24 protein-coding genes are annotated in these 23,306 nt (G+C 39.1%); 8 read left to right on the top strand and 16 right to left on the bottom strand.

The features are described from left to right. Positions 1 to 9: 9 nt before the first annotated feature. The 3 genes from LG273_RS06205 to LG273_RS06195 all read right to left on the bottom strand — a co-directional run bounded on the left by LG273_RS06205 (position 10) and on the right by LG273_RS06195 (position 3,557). Positions 10 to 1,233, bottom strand: a complete 1,224-nt coding sequence (locus LG273_RS06205; protein WP_379563362.1) for an exonuclease SbcCD subunit D — start codon at positions 1,231 to 1,233, stop codon at positions 10 to 12. 181 nt (positions 1,234 to 1,414) lie between these two features. After that, positions 1,415 to 2,665 carry an ABC transporter permease gene (locus LG273_RS06200; protein ID WP_379563360.1) on the bottom strand — a complete coding sequence of 417 codons (1,251 nt, stop codon included), beginning with the start codon at positions 2,663 to 2,665 and terminating at the stop codon, positions 1,415 to 1,417. Beyond that, entirely contained in the window at positions 2,658 to 3,557 is a 900-nt protein-coding gene (locus LG273_RS06195) for an ABC transporter ATP-binding protein (protein ID WP_379563358.1), read from the bottom strand. The genes LG273_RS06200 and LG273_RS06195 overlap by 8 nt, the downstream gene beginning before the upstream one ends. Positions 3,558 to 3,986: 429 nt before the next feature. Between LG273_RS06195 and LG273_RS06190 the strand changes: the two genes are divergently transcribed. Then, positions 3,987 to 4,172, top strand: coding sequence for a YhzD family protein (locus LG273_RS06190; protein WP_379563356.1), 186 nt, complete (start codon positions 3,987 to 3,989; stop codon positions 4,170 to 4,172). 36 nt (positions 4,173 to 4,208) lie between these two features. Here the strand turns inward: LG273_RS06190 and LG273_RS06185 are convergent, their stop codons facing one another. Both LG273_RS06185 and LG273_RS06180 read right to left on the bottom strand, forming a co-directional pair. Next, positions 4,209 to 4,979: an enoyl-CoA hydratase gene (locus LG273_RS06185; protein WP_379563354.1), complete on the bottom strand. Its 771-nt coding sequence runs from the start codon at positions 4,977 to 4,979 to the stop codon at positions 4,209 to 4,211. A gap of 165 nt (positions 4,980 to 5,144) precedes the next feature. Continuing rightward, positions 5,145 to 5,504 carry a YlbF family regulator gene (locus LG273_RS06180; protein ID WP_379563352.1) on the bottom strand — a complete coding sequence of 120 codons (360 nt, stop codon included), beginning with the start codon at positions 5,502 to 5,504 and terminating at the stop codon, positions 5,145 to 5,147. Between the two features lie 157 nt (positions 5,505 to 5,661). Here LG273_RS06180 and LG273_RS06175 point away from each other — a divergent pair, with 157 nt between their 5' ends. Both LG273_RS06175 and LG273_RS06170 read left to right on the top strand, forming a co-directional pair. After that, positions 5,662 to 6,567 carry a PucR family transcriptional regulator gene (locus tag LG273_RS06175; RefSeq protein ID WP_379563350.1) on the top strand — a complete coding sequence of 302 codons (906 nt, stop codon included), beginning with the start codon at positions 5,662 to 5,664 and terminating at the stop codon, positions 6,565 to 6,567. Positions 6,568 to 6,654: 87 nt separating this feature from the next. Continuing rightward, positions 6,655 to 7,755 (top strand): ABC transporter ATP-binding protein, encoded by a 1,101-nt coding sequence (locus tag LG273_RS06170; RefSeq protein WP_404458683.1) that lies wholly within the window; start codon positions 6,655 to 6,657, stop codon positions 7,753 to 7,755. A gap of 332 nt (positions 7,756 to 8,087) precedes the next feature. Here LG273_RS06170 and LG273_RS06165 read toward each other — a convergent pair whose 3' ends face one another. After that, on the bottom strand, positions 8,088 to 8,291 hold the full coding sequence (locus tag LG273_RS06165; RefSeq protein ID WP_379563346.1) for a small, acid-soluble spore protein, alpha/beta type: 204 nt from the start codon (positions 8,289 to 8,291) through the stop codon (positions 8,088 to 8,090). 200 nt (positions 8,292 to 8,491) lie between these two features. Continuing rightward, a complete protein-coding gene (gene fumC / locus LG273_RS06160) occupies positions 8,492 to 9,877 on the bottom strand; it encodes a class II fumarate hydratase (protein WP_404458681.1) in 1,386 nt (461 codons plus the stop codon). Between the two features lie 168 nt (positions 9,878 to 10,045). Here fumC and LG273_RS06155 point away from each other — a divergent pair, with 168 nt between their 5' ends. After that, positions 10,046 to 10,960 carry a zinc dependent phospholipase C family protein gene (locus LG273_RS06155; protein WP_404458679.1) on the top strand — a complete coding sequence of 305 codons (915 nt, stop codon included), beginning with the start codon at positions 10,046 to 10,048 and terminating at the stop codon, positions 10,958 to 10,960. Between the two features lie 123 nt (positions 10,961 to 11,083). On the opposite strand, the gene LG273_RS06150 is transcribed toward LG273_RS06155, so the two are convergent. Then, a complete protein-coding gene (locus LG273_RS06150; RefSeq protein WP_379563340.1) occupies positions 11,084 to 11,317 on the bottom strand; it encodes a hypothetical protein in 234 nt (77 codons plus the stop codon). 383 nt (positions 11,318 to 11,700) lie between these two features. Between LG273_RS06150 and LG273_RS06145 the strand changes: the two genes are divergently transcribed. Then, positions 11,701 to 12,567: a cation diffusion facilitator family transporter gene (locus LG273_RS06145; protein ID WP_404458677.1), complete on the top strand. Its 867-nt coding sequence runs from the start codon at positions 11,701 to 11,703 to the stop codon at positions 12,565 to 12,567. 49 nt (positions 12,568 to 12,616) lie between these two features. Here the strand turns inward: LG273_RS06145 and LG273_RS06140 are convergent, their stop codons facing one another. Continuing rightward, entirely contained in the window at positions 12,617 to 12,910 is a 294-nt protein-coding gene (locus LG273_RS06140; protein WP_404458675.1) for an AzlD domain-containing protein, read from the bottom strand. Then, on the bottom strand, positions 12,907 to 13,638 hold the full coding sequence (locus LG273_RS06135; RefSeq protein WP_404458673.1) for an AzlC family ABC transporter permease: 732 nt from the start codon (positions 13,636 to 13,638) through the stop codon (positions 12,907 to 12,909). The genes LG273_RS06140 and LG273_RS06135 overlap by 4 nt, the downstream gene beginning before the upstream one ends. Positions 13,639 to 14,016: 378 nt before the next feature. Between LG273_RS06135 and nhaC the strand changes: the two genes are divergently transcribed. Beyond that, positions 14,017 to 15,390 (top strand): Na+/H+ antiporter NhaC, encoded by a 1,374-nt coding sequence (gene nhaC / locus LG273_RS06130; RefSeq protein WP_379563332.1) that lies wholly within the window; start codon positions 14,017 to 14,019, stop codon positions 15,388 to 15,390. 71 nt (positions 15,391 to 15,461) lie between these two features. Here nhaC and LG273_RS06125 read toward each other — a convergent pair whose 3' ends face one another. Then, entirely contained in the window at positions 15,462 to 16,223 is a 762-nt protein-coding gene (locus LG273_RS06125) for a cobalamin-binding protein (protein ID WP_379563330.1), read from the bottom strand. 16 nt (positions 16,224 to 16,239) lie between these two features. Then, the gene (gene map / locus LG273_RS06120; protein ID WP_404458670.1) at positions 16,240 to 17,004 is read right to left on the bottom strand and encodes a type I methionyl aminopeptidase; all 765 of its coding nucleotides are present in this window, start codon (positions 17,002 to 17,004) and stop codon (positions 16,240 to 16,242) included. A 140-nt stretch (positions 17,005 to 17,144) separates the two neighbouring features. Between map and LG273_RS06115 the strand changes: the two genes are divergently transcribed. Together LG273_RS06115 and LG273_RS06110 are read left to right on the top strand one after the other, a co-directional pair. Continuing rightward, positions 17,145 to 17,870, top strand: coding sequence for an ABC transporter ATP-binding protein (locus tag LG273_RS06115; protein ID WP_379563326.1), 726 nt, complete (start codon positions 17,145 to 17,147; stop codon positions 17,868 to 17,870). Then, positions 17,863 to 19,506 carry a putative ABC transporter permease subunit gene (locus LG273_RS06110; RefSeq protein WP_379563324.1) on the top strand — a complete coding sequence of 548 codons (1,644 nt, stop codon included), beginning with the start codon at positions 17,863 to 17,865 and terminating at the stop codon, positions 19,504 to 19,506. Before LG273_RS06115 ends, LG273_RS06110 begins: the two co-directional genes overlap by 8 nt. 126 nt (positions 19,507 to 19,632) lie before the next feature. Here LG273_RS06110 and LG273_RS06105 read toward each other — a convergent pair whose 3' ends face one another. The 4 genes from LG273_RS06105 to LG273_RS06090 form a co-directional block, all read right to left on the bottom strand. Then, a complete protein-coding gene (locus tag LG273_RS06105) occupies positions 19,633 to 19,752 on the bottom strand; it encodes a YjcZ family sporulation protein (protein WP_379563322.1) in 120 nt (39 codons plus the stop codon). An 83-nt stretch (positions 19,753 to 19,835) separates the two neighbouring features. Further along, positions 19,836 to 20,591 (bottom strand): (S)-benzoin forming benzil reductase, encoded by a 756-nt coding sequence (locus LG273_RS06100; RefSeq protein ID WP_379563320.1) that lies wholly within the window; start codon positions 20,589 to 20,591, stop codon positions 19,836 to 19,838. Positions 20,592 to 20,612: 21 nt separating this feature from the next. Next, positions 20,613 to 21,983 carry a dipeptidase gene (locus LG273_RS06095; RefSeq protein WP_404458667.1) on the bottom strand — a complete coding sequence of 457 codons (1,371 nt, stop codon included), beginning with the start codon at positions 21,981 to 21,983 and terminating at the stop codon, positions 20,613 to 20,615. A gap of 184 nt (positions 21,984 to 22,167) precedes the next feature. After that, positions 22,168 to 23,301: a bifunctional cystathionine gamma-lyase/homocysteine desulfhydrase gene (locus tag LG273_RS06090; protein ID WP_404458665.1), complete on the bottom strand. Its 1,134-nt coding sequence runs from the start codon at positions 23,299 to 23,301 to the stop codon at positions 22,168 to 22,170. Positions 23,302 to 23,306 lie beyond the last annotated feature (5 nt).

Below are 23,306 nucleotides of genomic sequence, written 5' to 3'. Positions count from 1 at the left end.
GTTACCACCTCATTCTTCCATAAGCCCCTTTATTAACATGTGCTGTGCTTCAAGCTTAATTTGTTCTACTTCCTCTTTCCGTAGTGTGTCGACATATTTTCTTGCTTGTTTCTGTTTGTAAAGATCATGCAAGAAAGGTTGGATGGACGTGCTTTCAATTTGTCTAAGTAATTCCCCTATAAAATGGTCTCCTTCGTATAAATACGGATCAATGGAACGATAATCCACCTCGGTATGATAACGAAATATATAACACCAGTTTGGCACTAATTGCATTGCGGCATTAACTATATCAATTACTTCTTCTATAAGCCCTTCTTGTTCCCATGCTTCTATTAGTCGCTGTTCACCTGATATAGCGAGGTCTATCATTTGGGGATATTCCTTCGTTAGTTGACGGCAGGCTGCCTGTAGTTTCTCCTCCAATTGATGAATCTCCGTACAGTCAGAAGCATTAAATGCTAATCTTGAAAACTGTATTGCTTGAAGGGGGACAAAACTTTTCTGACATCCTGCTGAAGATAGTTCTACAACATAACAGCCTTTTTCCCCTGTTTCCTTTCGATGTCTGCCTTGGATATTCCCCGGATAAATAACAGGGGGAGAACTTTTCAGCTCTTGCCTCTGGTGGATATGCCCTAGTGCCCAATAATGAAAATCTTTTTCTTCTAATTCACTTAACTGGAATGGTGCATACATGTCGTGTTCATTATTCGACCTGATACTCCCATGCAACATTCCAATATGATAGGGAATCGAACGATCGATAACGTTGTATTCATGTACCTTTCCTTCCGTTACCGCTCTGTTTTCATAACTAAACCCATATATTCTGGCAATTGGTTGATCTTCCTTGTAATAGATAAAAGAGCTAACTTGTTCATCTGGAAAAATGAATACATTGTCTGGATATGTAATGGGATGTATATTCCCTTTTGTATAATCATGATTTCCATAGGAAAGATAAACCATAATATTTTTTGTTTCAAGTAACTCAAAAGCCTTCTTCAAGCGAATTTGCGCTTTTAAACTTTGTCTTTCATTATCAAATAAATCACCGGTTATTAAAACAAAATCTACTTGCCTTTCGATAGCCGTTTGAACAAGCTTATCAAGTGCTAGGAAAGTGCTTTCCCTCATGGAATCGAAAATAGTTTTTGGAACATTTGCCAAACCGATAAACGGACTATCTAAATGCAAATCTGCAGCATGAAGAAACGTAATGCTATCCATCTTTTCACCTCTTTCCTCTATTTTAGCAAAGCCTTGAATAGAATGCACGTTCTGTTCACACGGAACGACTGGTAATAATTTTAAAAAGTGTTTGGGGCACAAAAAAGCCGAGCGTTCTTCCAAGTATAGACTCGTTAGTTGCTCGGCTTCTTCTATTTACTTATTGGGTTCGTTTGTCACCTTACTCTTTTTTTGATAGAGCTAATGCTTTCTTAAAATCTTTTAAAGAGTTCGATTTACCGTACATGAGGACGCCGCCTTTGTAAACACGTGCGCCTATGATGGCTAATAATACAATGGTCGCAACCAGAATACCGATAGAGAGTGAAACCTCCCAAATCGGGATATCAAGCATCCCTACTCTCAAGAACATAATCATTGGTGCAAAGAATGGTATAAAGGAAGTGATTTTTACTAACTCTGATTCGGGTGCATTAAGCCCAAATATTGCAATAAAAAATGCAATCATAATGAGAAAGATCATCGGCGTGATTAATTGTTGAACATCTTCAATTCGGCTAACTAATGATCCTAGCATTGCTGCCAATGTTGCGTATAGCAGATAGCCTAGAATGAAGAAGACAATCGCATAAATATATACCGAGATGGAAACATCGCTTATTCCAAAATAGGTAAACACTCCACCAGTCATACTGTCCTGATTCATCGTAATCATCGCATAACCGACTCCAAGGAAAAGAGCTATTTGTGTTAGTCCTAGCAGGGCAATACCAATAATCTTTGCAAACATGTGGGTGACTGGAGATGCGCTAGAAACTAGGATTTCCATTACCCTTGATGATTTTTCTGTTGCGACATCAGTTGCAATCATATTTCCATACGTAATTACTGCCATGTAAAGCAAAAATAACATGACATACACAATTCCCCTTGCTTGGCTTAACTCTTCATCTGTTTTGGCTGAAGCGTCAAGCGATTCTGTATTGAATGTTACAGGTGCTGAGATTTCTGCAAGTGTCGACTGATCAACACCTGCTTGCTGTGTAGCATATGCAACTTTTATTTGCTGCATTTGTTGTTGAATAATCATTTGGTTACCTGAATCAGAGATATTATTAGCGTAAAACGTTGCTTCAGGTAACTGATTATCATTTAAGGATAATACAATAAGTGCCTTATATTCTTCATCTTGAACAGCTTGTTTAGCTGCCTCTTCTGAACCATCATAGAGAGAAAGCTCCATATCTTCATTGGCTGCTTCTACTCCCTGACTCAATGAATCATACAGTTCACCTGACTGGTCAATTACTGCTAATTGATCACGTTCTCCATCCGAAAAAGTGTCTATAATTGTTTGAAAGTTTGTAGCTGCTATAATGAACAAGAGTGTAATGGCCGTACTGATTATAAACGATTTAGTCTTCACTCGGCTCATGTATGTATGGGATAAGATAATCCAAAATTTACTCATAGGAAGCACCTACCTTTTCGATAAATATATCATTTAGGGATGGCTCTTCTAATTCAAATTTTCGAATAAATCCTTTGCCTTGAAGTTCAGAAAAAATGGTTTGTGAAACATCCTCATTTTCAATTTGTAGTCGACAACCATCCATGTATTTCTTATAGCTGATAACACCTGGGTGGTTTTGGAGAAAAGCAAAATCTTCTTCCCCGCGCAGAATTAAGTTTTTCTTCCCGAAACCGCGTTTAATATCTCTCAATGACCCTTGAACCACAGCTTTTCCTTTTTGTAAAATACATAAATGCTCACATAATTCTTCTACATGCTCCATTCGATGGGAAGAGAACACAATGGATGTACCTTGCTCTTTTAAATCGACCACAGCTTCTTTTAACATTTCAACATTAACTGGATCAAGCCCGGAAAATGGTTCATCCAGAATGAGTAGTTTTGGCTTATGAATCACCGCAGAAATAAATTGGATTTTCTGTTGGTTACCTTTAGAAAGCTCTTCAACCTTTTTATTCATATATTCAGGAACTTTAAAACGTTCAAGCCAACTTTCCAAATCTTTCATTACGTCTGCTTTGTTCATTCCTCGCAGCTTTCCTAGATAAATGAGCTGGTCTTTTACCGTTAGCTTCGGATAAAGTCCTCTTTCCTCTGGTAGATAACCAATGAGATGGCTCTTATTATAGCTTATTTCGCCCCCGTTCCATGAAATGTCCCCTTCTGTCCGATCAAGCAGACCTAGAATCATACGGAAGGTAGTCGTTTTACCTGCTCCGTTCCCTCCAAGAAATCCGAACATCTCACTTTCCGGAATCTCAAGAGAAAGATTGTCCACAGCTTTGTGACTGCCAAACTGCTTTGTTACGTTTTTAAGTACGAGTGTCAATTTTCATTCCCCCTCTTCCATGTAATACGAATTTGTTGCTAATTCGTTCCAACTTTTTATATAAAGGTTGGCATCATTCTCTTAATAACATCGACTGACGATATATCGTACATCGATATATTAGCATAGACCTTACAAGTACGCAACTGCCTTTCTTAATATTATCCCGCCTTAACTAGCAGTAAGACCCCTGGGACCAACTGCCAGTTAAGGTACATTCGTTCAATTCACACTTGGTGGGTGAGGGAGGGAAACGCCCACCAAATGAGGTTTTACTTTATATTTTTCTCTTCCGACTTTCAAACCACTATTTAAGATTACCGATATTTAATAAAGCCTCAAAAATAATCATTTCCCTATGTAAAAAAGGATTTTAAGGGTATATACAGAATATAAACAATAAGATATCAATAAGGGGGAAGCAAACAAATGCGAACTTATGCCTTAACTGTATTTGCTCAATCCGGTGAAAAATTGTTAGATGAATCATTTACAGCTACGTCCGATGATGAGGCAAAATCTATTGGGCAGGCTAGATTAGAAGAAACAGGTTATCAAGAATACACCCATCGATGTGTTACACCTGAGGCGAAGCTCATTTTATTTCACCGTTAAAAATGCAAAAAACCAGCAGTAATCTCCTGCTGGTTTTTACTTTCCAATAAATACAGGCTTTCTCTTTTCTAAAAATGCCCGAACTCCTTCTTGATGATCTTGGGTTTGCCTTAGCTCCCACTGAGCTGCTTGTTCTTCTGTTAAACAAGATGCTAGACTGGATTTCTCGTGAGAATGATACAATAGCTTTGTCTTAATCATTGCGACTAGCGGTGTTGTAAGTAAACTTTCTGCAAGCTTCTTGGCAGCTTCCATTGCATGCTCATCTGCTAAAATATCCACCAGCCCCATTTCCTTTGCCTGCGCTCCATCAATTTGCTTTTTGCTCCAGATAAACTGCTTGGCATTTGAAGTACCGATACGTTGCTGTAAAAAGAAATGTCCACCGCCATCTGGTAATAGTCCTATCCCAATAAACAGCATTCCTAATGTGGCTTCCCGTTGTGCCAAAACATAATCTGCAGTTAATGCTATACTAAGCCCAAGTCCTGCAACAGGTCCTTGAATTGCAGATATGACGATTTTTGGCATCAAGTATAATTCCATTACTATTCCTCTAATCAATCCCATTACTTTGTCAAAATAGATTTTGTCTGAGAACGCCTCCATCATCCCAATATCCCCACCAGAGCAGAAAGCGCTTCCTTTTCCAGCCAAAATAATAATCTTAGCATCACAAGCCTTTGCCTGTCTTACAGCATCTAAAAGCTCTTCTAACATTTCTTCGTTTAGAGCATTATATTTCTCCGCCCGGTTTAAGTAAATGTATGCTATATGCTCTGTTTCTTCCATAACTACGTTGCCCATACCCTGCCTCCTCCCTATACCTCTATTTATATCTTTCGTCGATTTGGGTGTGACCTCCTGCTTTTTTATGAAAAAAGTTTAAAGGTTTATTAAGTATTTGATTTGCTGCTTTCATTTTTCTTCCATAACAAAAAGCCCACAAAAAATGTGGGCTTTTTGCTAGTCTTATTCTTGTGTATTATCTGGTGTGCCGTAAAGCTCTTCTAGTGGCTTTGTAATAATACGGCTCACATCATTAATTACTGTGTTAAGGCGCTGTTCTTCTTCCATCAGCTTTGAGATATTCTCATGCTGCTGAACAAGTTCAACAACCTGACGTGCCTTTTCCACTTCTTCCTCCGTAATTTCCTGACCTTGCATTTGTTTTTCTTGTAAAGCAATTTGAGTATCTCGGAAATTATCAAACATTTGCTTAGCAGCTTCATCATTCATTACTGCATCATATGCAAGCTTTAGGCTTTTAAATTCTTCACTTTCACGTATCGCTTTTTCTAAGTCATACGCACTATCATAAATGTTAGGCAAAATAAATCCTCCTCCGATTTTCTTACTCTACCTACTATAACAAACGTAAGATATCATGTATAGCGTTTGCCCAATGCGTCAAAAATCGAATAATTTGTTTTTTCTTCACTATTTACTTGCTATAATGATAACAATGTCATGCGAAAGAGGTTTTTACATGCTTAAAGAATTGCAAAACATTTTTCCTTCTAGTATTTTATATGACAAATTTAATCATGAAAAAAGTGAAGCGGACCATTATAAGTGGTTCCTATTAACAAACAGCCAAATAATTGGAATACCAAAAAACGATTTATCTGAAAAAGACTTAGCGCTTCTCTCCACATTCCTGGATCCGTATGAAACGAACTACCCTTTACTTACCGAGTCAGAGCAACGTTGGAAAGAAAGAATTCAAGAAAACAATGAATCGGGCATACGTTCGAAGACTAGTCAGCCTTTCCGTTTTGTTTATTTCTCTATAAGAGAAGATCAAATTGATCCAAAATCGTTTAAAGAATCCCTCTATGAGTTTTTCTCCACTCCCGTTCCTATTCTTTGGGAAAATGAGAAAGAAGGGATTATCATTGAGTCCAAACCTAAAAATGATGACGAGAGCATCTCATATAACCAGATCATCGATGTCCTCATGAGTGATTTGTACGTCAACATTCATTTTTTTGCAGGACCGTATGCTGAGCATATAAAGAAAACAGGAGATTATTATCAAGCTATTCTATCTAGCGCGCGAACAGCATTTACTTATTCAGACAAGTCTGTCTTGTCCTATTCTGAATCTATTCCTTTCCTATTAATAGATCAGACATCAACAAACTTTCGTCAGGAGCTTGCTTCTGCAGTCTTGCAAGAATTCACGGAAGACGAGGATATTCTCCAAACTGTAAAAACCTTTATTCAATGTAATCTAAATGTTTCCGTTACTGCGAAAACCCTTTATATGCATCGTAATAGCTTACAATACCGATTAGATAAATTTATTGAGAGAACTGGCATTGATATTCGCCATTTCCATGAAGCAATGTCTGTATATATCGCACTACTGGCAAATGTGCACAAAGGCTAACCAAATCTTTGTGCACATTTGCCATTTCAGAGAGTACAAACTTTTTTTATAATAAAGACAATAAATCGTTTTCATGGAGGAGATAGAATGGCAGAATTAAAGCTTGAACACATTCAAAAATCTTATGACAAAAAAGTAGTAGCGGTAGACGATTTTAATTTGCATATACAAGATAAAGAATTCATCGTATTTGTTGGGCCATCCGGCTGCGGTAAATCAACAACACTTCGAATGATTGCGGGTCTTGAGGAAATAACAGAAGGCTCATTATATATTGACGAAAAGAAAATGAATGATGTGGCCCCGAAAGATCGGGACATCGCAATGGTGTTCCAGAACTATGCTCTTTACCCCCATATGAATGTTTATGACAACATGGCTTTTGGCCTTAAACTTCGTAAATTTAAAAAAGATGAAATTGAAAAGCGTGTTAACAATGCAGCGAAGATTCTTGGACTGGAAGCATACCTTGACCGTAAACCAAAGGCTTTATCCGGTGGTCAGCGTCAGCGTGTTGCTTTAGGACGTGCGATTGTTCGTGATGCGAAAGTTTTCCTAATGGATGAACCTTTATCAAACCTTGATGCCAAGTTGCGTGTACAGATGCGAGCAGAGATTCAAAAGCTTCATCAAAGCCTTCAAACAACCACGATCTATGTTACCCATGATCAAACTGAGGCTATGACGATGGCAACACGACTTGTAGTAATGAAAGATGGAATCATTCAACAAGTAGGAGCACCAAAGGATGTTTACGATAATCCTGAAAATGTTTTTGTTGGTGGTTTTATTGGATCTCCTTCTATGAACTTTTTCGCAGGTAAATTGACAGAGAACGGGTTTCAAATGGACAATATAACAATTAAAGTACCTGAAGGAAAGATGAAAGGCTTGCGTGATCAGAACTTTGTTGGAAAAGATATTATTCTTGGTGTTCGCCCTGAGGATATTCATGATGAACCTGTCTTTATCGAATCCACTCCAGGAAGTAAAATTAAAGCAAAAATTGATGTGGCAGAGCTAATGGGTGCTGAATCCTATTTGTACTCCAAAATAAATGACCAAGATTTCGTTGCACGCGTAGATTCTAGAACAGATGTACAAGGTGGCCAGGAGATGGACTTGGCATTTGATATGAATAGCGCACATTTCTTTGATGCTGAAAGCGAAGCAAGAATTAAGCTTTAAAATTAAATTATAGAGAAGCTTTATACTGAACAAAAGCGCGGGGCGACCGTTTAGAAACGTAGCGAGTGGAACGAATCAACTGAGATAAAGGAATCACGGTGAGGTTACGAACCGATGATGACTTATCGTAGGGCGATTTCGTGAAGTCGCCTAGTTTCTGGGCGCTGGAGCTGGACGTGGCTGCCCCTGTCAATGAACAACATACCACCAATTATTTATACTTACTTATCTCTTAAAAAAGAAGAGCTAGGGACAAAATAAAATGTCCTAGCTCTTCTTTTTAACCAACTAAAGAGGGAAAAGCATTATGCTTTCCCCTCCTACCATTCATATTAAAATTGTTGTCCATTCATTTGTTGTTGAGCAGTTTGTACAAGACGCTTGGTGATTTCTCCACCAACTGAACCATTAGCACGAGAAGTAGTGTCAGCACCTAAGTTAACACCAAATTCTTGAGCAATCTCAATTTTCATTTGATCTAGTGCTTGTTGTACACCAGGTACAAGCAATTGGTTTGAACTGTTGTTGTTAGCCATGTTTATCACCTCCTGTAATTATAGTGTGAGCAGATCAGCCAAACTTATGACCTTTTTTAATTGGTAAATTGTAGGGTTCTTTCCACTCACAAGCGTATGGTGTTAACATGACCAAAAAAACATCCTAGCTTAATACGCGTCTTCTAACATTTAAAAACCCTAATGCCTGCGCACTAGGGTTTTCCTTTCGTTTATCTTGTTTATTTTGGCCCGGTCATATCAGCTGGGTTAACATATTTATCAAATTCTTCTGCAGTTAATAAGCCAGTAGCGACCGCTGTTTCTTTTAAAGTTGCATTATCTGCGAAAGCCTTTTTGGCAATCTTGGCTGCATTCTCATACCCGATATGTGGGTTCAATGCCGTAACTAGCATTAAAGAATCATTTAAGTATTTTTCAATTTCCTCTTCATTTGCTTCAATACCACTTGCACAACGCACATCAAAGGACACGATACTATCTGCAAGCAATTGACATGATTGAAGAAAATTGTAAGCAATAACTGGTTTAAATACATTCAGTTCAAAATTACCCTGGCTCGCCGCAAATCCAATGGTAGCGTCATTTCCCATAACTTGGGCTGCCACCATCGTTACCGCTTCACTTTGAGTAGGGTTTACTTTACCTGGCATAATAGAGCTTCCTGGCTCGTTTGCTGGGATGGTAATCTCACCAATTCCACAGCGTGGCCCGCTTGCAAGCCAGCGAACATCATTGGCGATTTTCATCATATCTGCTGCCAATGCCTTTAATGCTCCGTGAGCATATACGGTCTCATCATGACTTGTTAAGGCATGAAATTTATTTGGCGCAGAGACGAATGCTTTTCCGGTAAATTCATTAATTGACTTGCAGACGCGCTCCGAAAATTCCGGATGGGCATTTAACCCTGTTCCGACAGCCGTTCCACCAATTGCTAGCTCTTTTAAATAAGTTGTGCTTTCTTCAATCATCCGTTCCGACTTTTCCAGCATTCTATGCCATCCGCTAATCTCTTGCCCAAGTGTTAACGGTGTAGCGTCCTGCAGGTGGGTACGACCGATTTTTACGATAGCTTTAAATTCATCCATTTTTGCTCTTAAAGTTTCTTTAAGCTGTTTTACAGCAGGCAATACAGTATCTTCCATTTTTAATACAGCTGCAATATGCATAGCAGTAGGATACGTATCATTAGAGCTTTGGGACTTATTCACATCATCATTAGGATGCAGAACAAGCTGACTATTTTTTTCTTTTAACCATTTATTACCTACAAAGGAAAGAACCTCATTAACATTCATGTTAGATTGCGTACCACTACCAGTTTGCCATACGACAAGCGGGAAATGATCATTTAAATTACCGTCCACCACTTCTTTAGCAGCATAGCTAATCGCTTCGGCTTTTTCTTCTTCCATTAAACCTAGTTCATGATTTGCTTTGGCAGCGCTCATTTTTAAAATAGCAAACGCTTTAACAATTTCGTTCGGCATTTTTTCATTACCAATAGGAAAGTTCTGTTTACTTCGTTGTGTTTGTGCACCCCAGAATTTTTCAGCTGGTACTTTTATTTCTCCGATGGTATCTTTTTCAATACGGTAATCCATGTTTATTCTTCCTCCCCTATGTATGCTTCATTCCCCTTCCATTGTACCAAATTTTCAGAAGAAAAAAAGCGTTAACAATGCTTAAGGAAATCTCCCATTTTTGTTTGGTTTCTTTTATACTAAGGTATAGGGTAAACACCGCAACAATACAATACAGGGGGAGATTTTATGCCAAATAGCTGGACACATATACTTTTTTGCGAACAAATAGTGGATGCGTTAGAGGTTCCGAGCAGCATTTTATCTCATCAAGAGTTTATGAAGCTCGGCGCCCAAGGCCCTGATCCCTTTTTCTATTATAATTTCTGGCCTTGGGTTAAGGAAGAATCTGTTCATGAAGTTGGGACTGCCCTGCATACAAGGCATTGTGGAGCGTTTCTAATAGATCTTATCACAGCTGCAAAGCATGGGGATGATAATGTGCGCGCTTATGTCTTTGGCTTTGTCACCCATCATATCCTTGATCGAAACACACATCCCTATATTCATTATAGAGCAGGGTATGAAGGGAGTAAGCATCAAAAATTGGAAACACGAATTGATACAGTGATGATGGAAAAATATCGTAACCTTCAGTCATGGAAGGTTCCCGTCTATAAAGAAATTGATGTAGGAAAAACACTTCCCAAAGAGATCAGCGAGCTCCTCTATTCAAATATCCAAGAGTATTACCCAACGATTGCGGATCAGAAACCAGGCTATATCGAGAAGGCTTATCAAGATATGCGCTTTGCCCTGAAATTACTGTATGACCCTAACGGCTGGAAAAATAAGTTACTATCATCCTTCATTTCCTCCTATTCACACCAGCCTATACGAGACCATACTGATTATTTAAACGAACAAAAAACTACCTGGTATCACCCTGCCACAAAGGAAGCAAGTGATAAAAGCTTTATCGAACTTTATAACGAAGGCTTACAAGAAGGCAGAGAAATATTAATGGAAGTCATACATTTCTGGCATCGGCAAGAAGAGCGAATGAGTAGCAACCTTATAGAAAAAATTGCTGACATCTCGTATGATACCGGGTTACCGCTAGCCCTTCAGCTAGAGAACAAATATAGTGATCCTATTGTATAAAATAATTCTTTTTAATCAAGTATTTAATAACCATCCAAATAAACGGAGAGGCTGTAAGAACTCCGTTTTCGGATGTTCTCTCAGCCTCTCCCTTATTGTAAACCTATATCCTAAGCTACATGATTATTCCCAAATGAATTGTTTATACGCTTGACTACTCTCCATAAATTGCTCTCTACTTCCATTTTCAATAGCATCGTTTATCGATGCTTCAATTATTTGCTTGTTATACCGAAAACAAATTTCGTCAAGGATCATGCGGGACGAAAGTCTAAACTCAAATGGTATTTCTTTTTTGGCGGAAATTTCGCTTCCATTATAACGGTAGTATTTATAGATTAGCTTTTCCTTTTTCATGGAATAGCCCCCTTGTTCCTTTTTTCTATTATCCTAAATTTTTAGAATAATTTCAACTGTAAATTTTAAATTCATGAAAAGAATTTTTTCGGGTTCAGATTGAACGCTATAACCGAGAGGGATTATCATCCGTCCTACAATAGGATAAATTTTTTTTGAATGGTAACAGTAGATAAAGTGAAACTTCATTTGTTGGGGTCTTACTGCCAGTTAAATATGCACTATTTAAATTACCCGAATGAATAACCTTATTTTTACTTAGGCAAACTTACTTCTCCGCTCCCAATACATATACCCTTATGCTTCAATGTTTCTCTAGACCCACCAAAGGGCGGTTTGATAGACTATGTACGAGCAACAGAACCATCAACGGAGGCTATTTCATGGATCATTCAGATAATCTAAAGCGTGGAGAAAAAGGAGCATGGCTCAGTATATTTGCTTATATATTCTTAGCTACAGTTAAGTTAATAGTTGGCTATGCTGGGAACTCAGATGCACTCCGCGCAGATGGATTAAATAATTCAACGGATGTTATTGCATCGATTGCAGTACTAGTGGGATTAAAAATCTCCCGCAAACCACCAGATGAGAATCATCACTATGGTCATTTTCGTGCTGAAACCATTGCATCTCTTTTTGCAGCATTTATTATGATGTTTGTAGGGATCCAGGTTATATTCGATACGATACAAAAGGTCATTGAGGGTGGAGGATTAAAACCCGATCTCATTACAGGTTGGACCGCTTTAGGAGCAGCTATTGTGATGTTCCTAGTCTATCTATATAACGTTAAATTAGCAAAAAAAATTGATAGTAGCTCCCTATATGCTGCTGCTCAGGACAACCGTTCTGATGCATTAGTTAGTATTGGTGCTTTTATAGGAATTATTGGAGCTCAGTTTGGTCTGTTTTGGTTAGACCCACTGGCTGGTTTCGTAGTGGGCTTAATAATTTGTAAAACAGCCTGGGGGATTTTTAAGGATGCCACCCATACATTAACGGATGGTTTTGATGAGGAAAAAATTAAAAGCATCCGATCCAGTGTAGAAATGGACCCGGATGTAAAAGCAGTTAACAATATAAAAGGCAGAGTACTTGGCAATCAGCCCTTTATTGATATTACCATTCTGGTTGATTCCCAATTAAATGTGAAAGAAAGCCATGATATTACAGTTCGTATTGAACAACATCTTTATGAAGAGCACAATATTAAAAATGCACATATCCACATTGAACCGTTCCACTAAGAATTTTTCTTAGCTGAAACGGTTCCTTTTTTCATGATTAGACTTCACTTTAAAAAGATAGTAAGTAGACAGTTGCGATTGCGCCAAAGACGACGAGAATGACATTTAATCCGATATAAGCTAACACGATTGCTACAAGTCCCCCGATTAGACCAATGTGCGGCTGATCAGCCTTAACTGACATAATGCCCGGAAATATTAATGCTCCTAATGCTGCATAAGGAATTGCGTTTAGCCAGCGGTTTACCCAATCACGGAACTGGAGCTTGTCTACAATGAAGGCAGGAATTACTCTTGGAATCATGGTCACTAGAGCCATACCAAATATAATATAAAAAATCATCCCTCTTCCTCCTTTATTAGTAAGATGCCACTCATTCCACCAATAATTGTACCTAATACAATTGCCCAGCCAGAACTCATCCCAAGTCCCACACATAGCGCATTAATTAACATGGCAATGATCGCGATGATTCCTAACTTCCATTCTTTCTTTACGGATGGAATCAAGAGTCCGATAAACATGGCATATAAGGCTATTCCCATACTTTGGCTTAGCTGTTCAGGAATTACTTCACCAAGCACCCCGCCAAGAAAGGAACCAAATATCCAGGAAAAATATGCTGTTAAAATAAGGGCCAAGTAAAACCAGGAGCCTTTTTCTTTCTTGGCCTGTTCAGGATGGAGTGCCGAAACAGCAAAGGTTTCGTCCGTTAAGCCTAAGGATAATGGAAGTTTCCATCGCAACCCAATACCACGTAATCGGTTCATAAACGATAAACTCATAACAAAGTGTCGAAAATTTAAAACAAAGGTTGCAATAATAATTTCCAGGGCTCCTGCCCCAACTGCAATCATATTGACTCCCATAAATTGACTTGCTCCTGCGAATACCATCACACTCATTAACGTTAGCTCTGTTAAACTCATTCCAGCTTGCCTGGCGAGGACACCATATGTAAGAGCGATTGGTAAATAACCGAGCATGATAGGAATACCTGCAGCTACTCCTTTTTGGATCATTTGCTGTGCTGTTTTCGGCTCAGCGCTGGATGCTGTTTCCGTTGCCATAATCCTTGCCCCCTTTTAATGTGTATTTAGATTCATATAACGGATATCCTTCTAATTAGAAAATTAATTTATGTTGACAAATGCGAAGGAGAGCATGTATAGTCATTGTAATTCATTAAAGCGAAAAAGAGAATATTTTATCCAGAATGCGAAGTAGATCTTTTTTGGGCAGTATGTAGAGACAGGACGGTTGCTGAAAGTCCTGGCAGAAAAAGAATTGAATTACACATTCACCATAAACGGATAAGCAAATGGAGTGGCTAACACATTTTTGTTGGCAACCAGGGTGGTAACGCGGAGTAAAGCTTCGTCCCTATTTTTAGGGGCGGGGCTTTTTTTGTGGGGCGAACCATTATTTTAATCAGAGGAGGGAATTCAATGTTTCCAATTAAACCAAAACATCAACCAGCATTAGTAGAATCCATTCTTTTTTTCATTGTACTAATCTCGCTTATCAGTTTCTTTATTATTGAATTAGAAAGCTCTCCTCATATCCCTATTCTGCTTGGTATATTTCTACTTATAGCATACGGGTTAGTGAAAAAAATCCGCTTTGCAGATTTACAGGAGGGAATGATAGAAGGTGCACGTACAGGCATGGGAGCGGTCTTCTTATTCCTTGTCATTGGTGTACTAATCAGCAGTTGGATTATCAGTGGGACAATTCCTGTTCTTATTGATACTGGATTTCACTTTATCGGTGGAACATGGTTTTACGCAATTGTTTTTGCTGTCACTGCGGTCATTGGTGTATCATTAGGAAGTTCTTTAACAACCACTGCTACTATCGGCGTCGCCTTTGTTGGAATGGCTAGTGCTATAGATGCGTCACTGGCTATTACGGCAGGAGCAATTGTTTCAGGAGCGTTCTTTGGGGATAAAATGTCCCCTTTATCTGATACGACAAACCTTGCTTCCACGATTGTTGGCGTAGATTTATTTGACCACATTAAACACATCAGCCTGACAACTATTCCGGCCTTTATCATTGCATTTATATTATTCGCTATTTTATCACCTGATGAAACTGTTTCCTTACAGAGTGCCACTGATTATCAAACTGCACTTAATGGTACGGGGTTAATCCATTGGCTTTCCTGGATTCCACTAGTAGTTATTGTACTTTGTACTATTTTTAAATTACCAGCCTTTTTGTCTTTAGGTATCAGCAGTATTACGGCAACACTCATTGCTGGCTTTGTTAACAATATTCCATGGGGATCTATTTGGGGAATATGGTTCGGCGGCTATACGGCATCTACTAATTTTGAACCAGTCAATGAACTACTCACCAAGGGCGGTATCAACAGCATGTTATTCACCATTTCCCTTGTCATTTTGGCTCTAGGATTTGGAGGATTGTTATTCGTTACAGGGATCATTCCAAGCATACTACTAACATTACAAGAAAGACTTCGTAGAGTTAGATCTATTATCATTTCTACCGCAGCAACTGCAATAGGAATTAACGTCTTTGTTGGTGAGCAGTACCTATCCGTTATGCTAACAGGGGAGACATATAAAACCATTTATGAAAAAGTAGGTCTACCGAGAAAAGCATTGTCACGTACCCTTGAGGATGCAGGAACCGTAATCAACCCATTAGTCCCATGGAGTGTATGCGGAGTGTTCATTGCTGATGTACTAGGTGTTCCTGTGTTAACTTACTTGCCATTTGCATTCTTTTGTTTAGCAAGTCCTATCATAACCATGATTTTTGGCGGAAAGAGTGTTCATAACCATAATGCGTAACCGAAGGATATGAAGGTATAAAGTAAAAGGGCTAAAGAGAGATTATTTTTCTCCCTTTAACCCTTTTTACTTTATAAAACATCCACGAGCTTCTTCAACCCCTCTAATAATCGTGGTGAGGGTCTGCAGAACAGAGACTCTTCAAGTACGTGTATGTTCCCATTTTGAACAGCCCTTATGGAACTCCATCCGGGTCGTCGCACAACAAGCTCAGGCCTCATTTTTTCTTCTTTCACCCCAACCCAAACCATACAAATATGATCCGGGTCCCTTCCTTTTACATCTTCCCAATCAGTTTGGAAGCTTGCAACTTCTTCTGTCGCAAAGATGTTTTGGGCACCTGCTAGCTCACTAATTTCTGTTAACCAATTAATCGATCCAGGTGTGAACACAGGCTTGGGCCACCATTCCCAGTAAAGGGTAGGCCGGCTGCCATTTGTATTTCCTTTAGATTTTATTTGCTCTATTTCAAGAAGAAAATTCGTCTTTCGATCGTAACCTAGTTGCTTTTCCCCAATTGCAGTTCCAACCGTTGCGATATCCTCTGCAATTTCCGTAAGTGAGTTTGGGTTAAGAATGATATAAGGAAGTTGGAATGCGTCTAATGCTTCAATGTTCTTTTCCATTCCCGGAACACTTAAGGAGGCAAGCACAAGATCTGGTTTTAATGCTGCCACTTTTTTCATATCGATAGATAAATCAGGACCAACCTTTGGCAAACTTTGCACAGAAACTGGCCAATCTGAAAAATTATCAACACCGACTAACAAATCAGCTTTTCCTAAATAGTCCAGAATCTCTGTATTACTTGGACAAATGGAAACAATACGCATACTATCCCGCCTATCGTTATACGTTTCTTTCTTCTCCTTGATCTGTCAGCAGTACAGGTCCTTCTTTGGTAATAACAATGGTATGCTCATATTGTGCGGAACGGCCCTGGTCGATAGTTCTTGCCGTCCAGTTATTCGTATCCATTTGACTATTCCAGCTACCTTCGTTAATCATCGGCTCAATCGTGATAACCATTCCTTCTTTCAAGCGAAGCCCTTTATTAGGTAACCCGAAATGAGGAATGTGTGGCTCTTCATGCAATGTGGGTCCGATTCCATGTCCAGTAAAATCACGTACCACAGAAAAACCTTCTGCTTCGGCATATGTTTGAATTGCATTGCCGATATCACCGATACGGCTTCCTAGCTGCGCCTGCTCAATTCCTTTATAGAGGGCCGTTTTTGTTACATCCATTAGATGTTTACCCTTTTCATCAACATTCCCAACAGCATAGGTCCAGGCTGAATCTGCCAGTCCGCCATCTAGGTTCACAACCATATCAATTGTCACGATATCGCCATCTTTTAGCTTCTCTTCACGCGGGAAACCGTGGCAGATCTCGTCATTAATGGAAGCACAAGTAGCATAAGGGTAACCGTTATAGCCTTTCTGCTCAGGTACAGCCCCATGATCACGCATAAATTTCTCAGCAAATGCATCTATTTCCATTGTGGTAATTCCCGGCCTAATCATTTTTGCAATTTCTTTATGGCATTGAACAAGGATATCTCCAGCTGCTCGCATTTTTTCTATTTCACGCGTACTCTTTCTTGTAATCACTCAAATCTTCCTCTCTTTATTCCAAAAACGATCGTATTAAATATGTTAAACTGTTCATAAACGTTATGTTGTTAACTGTCAACATAAAGTGTACCATACAACATCATATTCATAAAAGCAAATAGAAATGAGGGGAAAGCATGATTGAAATTAGAGAAGTAAGTAAGCACTTCTCCGGCTCACGGAAAGTAATTGATCGTTTGAACCTTACCATTCCAGATGGAAAAATTGTTGGTTTTCTAGGACCTAACGGTGCTGGTAAGTCTACTACTATTAAAATGATCACAGGGGTTCTCCCACTTGATGAAGGGAGCATTACATTAGATGGGTTTGATATTGAAAAGCAACCAATGGACGCGAAGAACGTTTTTGGTTATGTACCGGATCGCCCAGACCTATTTTTACGTTTAAAAGGGTTGGAATATTTAAATTTCATTGCAGATATTTATCAAGTCCCTAAAGAAGTACGCCAGGAACGTATCGAACGCATTACAAAGCAATTTTCTATTTATGAATCCTTAGGTGATTATATTCAATCTTATTCACACGGGATGCGTCAAAAAATTATTGTTACAGGCGTTTTACTTCATGATCCATCCATATGGATATTAGATGAGCCATTGACGGGCCTTGATCCAAAGTCTGCATACATATTAAAGGAAATGATGCGTGAACATGCAAACAAAGGGAAAACAGTATTCTTCTCAAGTCACGGACTAGAAGTCGTGGAGCAATTATGTGATGAAGTAGCGATTATTAATAATGGAGAGCTTTTATTTTATGGGACGCTTCAAGATATGAAAAAATCCTATGAAACCGATCAGAGTCTAGAACAAGTATTCCTGGAGTTGACGAGTAATGAGTAAAACATGGAAATTAATTAGAATCATGTTAAAAATGCAGTATTCAAGAGCAGGGAAAAAGAATTCAGAGACGGCTTTATTAATTGTTGCGCTACTATTTCTTCTCCCATTAGCATTTGTTTATATTTCCATTGTCCAGAATGCATTAACTGTATTTTATGAGGCACTTGAACCATTGGGGCAGGAATCTCTTATAATAGGAATTCTATTAATAGCGAGTCATGTTATCCTATTATTTGTTAGTTTCATTTCCATATTGAATGCATTTTATTTTGCTGAGGACATTGATTCGTTCATTCCTTTTCCTTTGCAGCCATATCAGCTTTTGTTAGCGAAATCAGCAGGACCGCTGATCTATTTATACGGGGCTGCTGGACTATTCTTCTTACCAGTATTCTTTACGTATGGAACGGTAAGTGCAGCACCTTTTCTCTATTATATTGTAGGCATACTCCTCTTTTTATTGTTACCACTGATACCTTTTGCAATCGCGGGTACTTTGCTTATGTTTATCATGCGGTTTGTAAATATTGCTAAAAACAAGGAACGCTCGAAAGTAATTGCTGGTGTTGCTTCGTTCATCTTTATTATTTTAATTAATATATTGGTGCGTTTAAATGCTGATGTAGATGCAATTATGCAGGATGCGGCGATGTTTATTCAGGAGCAGGATGGACTATTACAGTGGATTACGGCTTTTTACCCACCAGCCTATTTCGGCACGATGGCTTTAACTGCCGAAACAGTATGGAACGGTGTTTTATCCTTTTTTGCAAGTATCGCCCTGCATGTGGCTGCTGTCATCTTATTTATTTGGGCAGGACAGCTTCTGTATATTAAGGGAGTTCGCGGCATGAACACTGCCAATAAATCGACCTTTACTGGTGCAAAGCTTGCAAAGAATTCATCTGTCACACCAGTATGGCTCTCTTATATTAGAAAAGAACTACGGATTATTTTTCGAACACCTACTTTTCTTACACAATGTGTGTTTATGAGCTTGTTCGCTCCGATATTTCTTATCGTAATTCTTTTTATGGATTCCTCCAGTGGAAATATTGGCGGCCTTTTGAATGAACTATCAGGAAAACATGGACTTTTACTTCTATTTATAGGTTCCCTTTTAATTATTGGCTCAAATGCAACATCAATTACCGGTATTTCTAGGGAGGGAAAATCGTGGCACGCCAACTTGTTCCTTCCTTTAAACCCGAAACAAATATTATTTAGTAAAGTGGCAACAGCCTGGATAATCAACTTAGTTACTATATTATTAGCCGTTGTATTGTTTATTTTTGTCATTAAAATTGACTGGACGCTTTTTCTTGTATGGTTACCTCTTGTATTACTGTCTAGTTGGTTTAGCAGTGCGCTTGGAACGTTTCTTGATTTCACACAGCCCAAGTTAAATTGGACAGATGAACAAGAAGTATTTAAATCCCGAATGGTCGGGCTAATTGGCCTGGTCATTCAACTAGGGATTTTTGGTATATTAGTACTTCTCTTATGGAATCTTGATTTTGTTGAAGGCATCCTTATGACGGCATTCATTTTATTTGTACTAGTAGCTACTGGGATAATCGTCATGCACAGCATTATTAATAAAAAAATTAAACAAGGACAGCATCAAACTATATAACAGAAGCACAAGCGTTTAGCATGAGCATGCCATTTTAAATTCCCTATGCAAAAATAAAAGTGGTGGGACGTTAGGTCCCACCACTTTCATTTAACTACATTGGATTGCTAAGCCATTTTTTACTTATTAATAGAATCCGCCACCGTGGCCATAGCCACCACCAGTATAAGCAGTTCCAATAATGATCAATAAAATAAACAATACAACTAACAGCGCAAATCCGCTGCCGTAACTTTCTTTACCCATTTTTTCCCCTCCTCTTTTCCGACTACTATACTTTATGCTGAAAAGTACTTTTTGGGAGGGAATTCGCAAAGAATGGGCGGTGTTTATAGATAATCTTTTACATTATAAATTTTGCCGTTTTGCACATCGGCTTCATTAGTCAAGATGCTCACTAGCACCTTGCCTACTTTGTCTGCATCTTCTAATGCATTTTGCTCTTTGTAAGACTTAAACGTATCCACTGCACTAAATTCTTCCTTGGAAGCAGCGCGTATTTGTTCCTGCATCCCTGTATCCATGATACCAGGGCTAAAAGCAAAAACTTTATGGTTTGTTCCCTTTTCATCTTGTTCAAGCGCAACAGTCTGTGTATACATATTAATACTTGCTTTCGTACTGCAATAAGCACTCCAGCCAGACATCGGGCGCTCTGCTGCCCCCGAGGTCACTGTAACACTAAGTAACGGGTAACCACCGGTAGATGCTTCTTTTAAAAATAAATTGGTCATCACCATTGGAGCAATTGTGTTCACTTTTACATGGTGCGCCAAATCACTGCTATTCATATTCATCGCCTGGTCAACAGGCTCTACAACCGCAGCATTATTGACAAGAAAAAGCGTAGAAAGATTTTTATCAAGCTGACCCTTTATCTCCTTACATGTCTCCTCGATGGCCTCAACGTCCCCTAAATCGCATTTATATTGTTGGAAGGTTACATTATTCGTTTCTGCAATATCCTGTAACCCTTCCGCACCTGTTCTTGCAAGACCAATTACATGAATCTCCTGTTCTAATAATAGCTTTGCAACGGAATATCCTAATCCTTTTGAAACGCCTGTCACGATCGCATATTTCATGAGAAATTCACCTCACTTTTTTTATTTATCTTTAACTTGGTTCCAATAGTAAGCCAATGTTTCCATTCCCTTTTCAAAGCTGTCTAATGGGAAGCTCTCATTTGGAGAGTGTAGCCGGTCATCTGGTGTCCCGAATCCTAACAGTACAATTGGCATTTGGTATATGGCTTCCATCCATTCTACAACAGGAATAGAGCCGCCCATTCTAACATAAACGGTTTCCTTGCCGAATGCTTTTGTATAGCTCTCAGCAGCTTTCTTTATTAACGCATGGTCTGGATCGACTTTATAAGCTTTGGCAGATAGTTTTTCTTTTATCACTTCAACCGTCACACCAGCTGGGGCAACGCGTTTTACATGCTTCTCTAGTAATTGTTGTACACGTTCTGGGTCCTGGCCAGGTACAAGCCTGCAGGTGATTTTAGCTGTAGCCGAGGATGGAATAATTGTTTTCGTTCCTTCTCCTTGATAGCCCCCATACATCCCGTTTATTTCAAAAGTAGGTCGAGCCATGGTATGCTCCTTAGCAGTGTAGCCTTTTTCCGATACAGTTTCCGGGATACTCGTAGCTTTTACATAATCTTCCCCTTTAACTTGATCGATTAATTCCCTTTCTTCATCAGATAATGGTTCTACACCATCATAGAATCCATCAACGGTGACAACTTCCTCTTCATTTTTCATAGAGGCTAGTATGTGATTTAATGCCATAATTGGATTGCGCACGGCTCCCCCGTACATACCTGAATGCAAGTCATGATCTGGTCCATTCACCGTAATTTCAATGCCCGTAAAGCCTTTTAGACCATACAAAATTGTCGGTTGGTTTTTCTCCACCATTCCCGAATCCGAAATAACGGCAAAATCGGCCTGGAATTGCTCTTTCTTATCATGGAGCACCTTGTATAAATTCTCACTGCCGATTTCTTCTTCCCCCTCAATGCATACTTTTACATTAAGTGGTAATTTTCCTTCTGTTTTCATATACGCTTCAAAGACAGCGAGATGCATAAATACCTGTCCCTTATCATCACTGGAGCCTCTTGCAAAAATTCTTCCGTCTCTAATTTCTGGTTTAAATGGTTCACTATCCCATAGCTCAAGCGGATCGGCTGGTTGTACATCATAGTGCCCATAAAAGAGAACAGTCGGTGCCTCAGCTCCCGCTCCGTTATATTCCGCATATACAAGCGGGTGTCCACCCGTCTCTTGTTTCTCGATATTTTCAAACCCGATATCGTGTAAGTATGTAGTAATAAAATCTGCGGCTTTATGAATATCCTCTTTATGGGCACTGTCTGTACTCACACTAGGGATTGCCAAAAATTCAAATAATTTATCTAGCAATCTTTGTTGATGGTCCTGTAAATACTGTAAAACCTGTTCGCTCACTGGATTTACCTCCTACAATTTATGATTGTATTTATTTTAGCATATTTTCTCAGACAAACTCCATTAGACTGATTAAGAACAGCGCTCATAATCAAGAGGAACAAGCAAAATGCCAAACAACCAAGTCCAAGCCTCCTGGCTAGAACTAGAATTTTCTGGCATTATGTCTTACTTTTATTTAATTTTATTCCAATGCTTGTTTTAAATCGTCTACTAGATCTTCGACATCTTCTATCCCAACAGAGATGCGGATTAGACCGTCTGTGATTCCTAGTTCGTTGCGTCTATCAGCAGGAATAGAGGCGTGTGTCATTTTGGCTGGGATGGATATCAAACTTTCTACAGCTCCTAGACTTTCTGCTAACGTAAAGAATTGAACCCGGCTTAATAATTTTGCTGCTGCCTCTTCACTTCCTACATCAAATGAAATCATTCCACCAAATCCCGCAGATTGTGTTGCTGCGATCTGGTGACCATGATGTTCTTTAAGTCCTGGGTAATATACCTTTGTTACGTTTGGATGTTCTTGTAAAAATGCTACCAGTTTTTTGGTGTTCGCTTCAATTGCTTCCATTCGAAGGGCAAGTGTCTTTATTCCGCGCATAAGCAGCCAAGAATCCTGTGGCCCTAACACGGCTCCTACTGAATTTTGGATAAAGTGTATGCGATCTGCAAGCTCATCCTCCCTAACAGCAACTAGCCCTGCAACTACGTCACTGTGACCGCCAATATACTTTGTTGCACTATGAAGCACAATATCTGCCCCTAAGTCCAACGGTTGCTGCCAATACGGTGTAGCAAATGTATTATCTACGATTAAAAGCAGATTATGTTTCTTGGCGATTTCCGACATCCGCTTAATATCTGTAATTTTCAGTAATGGGTTCGTTGGTGTTTCAATATATAGTGCCTTTGTACTTTCCGTAATGGATGTCTCGACTAGTTCGGGATTGCTTGTGTCAACGAACGTATGATGGAGCTGGAACCGATTTAAAACTTTTGTCATCAGCCGGTAAGATCCCCCATATACATCATCTGTTAATAGAACGTGATCTCCTGCATCAAACAGCATCATGACAGAGGTGATGGCGGCCATGCCTGATCCGAATGCAAAACCAGCTTTACCATTTTCTAAATCAGCAATAACCGTTTCAAGTCCATGACGAGTTGGATTACCCGTTCGAGAATATTCAAACCCACTATGATTTCCTGCGCTTTCCTGTTTATAAGTACTTACCTGGTAAATCGGTACCGAGACAGCACCCGTTTTCTCATCTCCAGTAATTCCACCATGAATCATTTTTGTTTTTCGACGCATTCCCA

The sequence above is a fragment of the Oceanobacillus kapialis genome (assembly GCF_044790185.1).
GTDB lineage: Bacteria > Bacillota > Bacilli > Bacillales > Amphibacillaceae > Oceanobacillus_B > Oceanobacillus_B kapialis.
The sequence above is the reverse complement of the archived record's forward strand: the minus strand, read 5'-3'. Positions and strand labels throughout refer to the sequence as shown.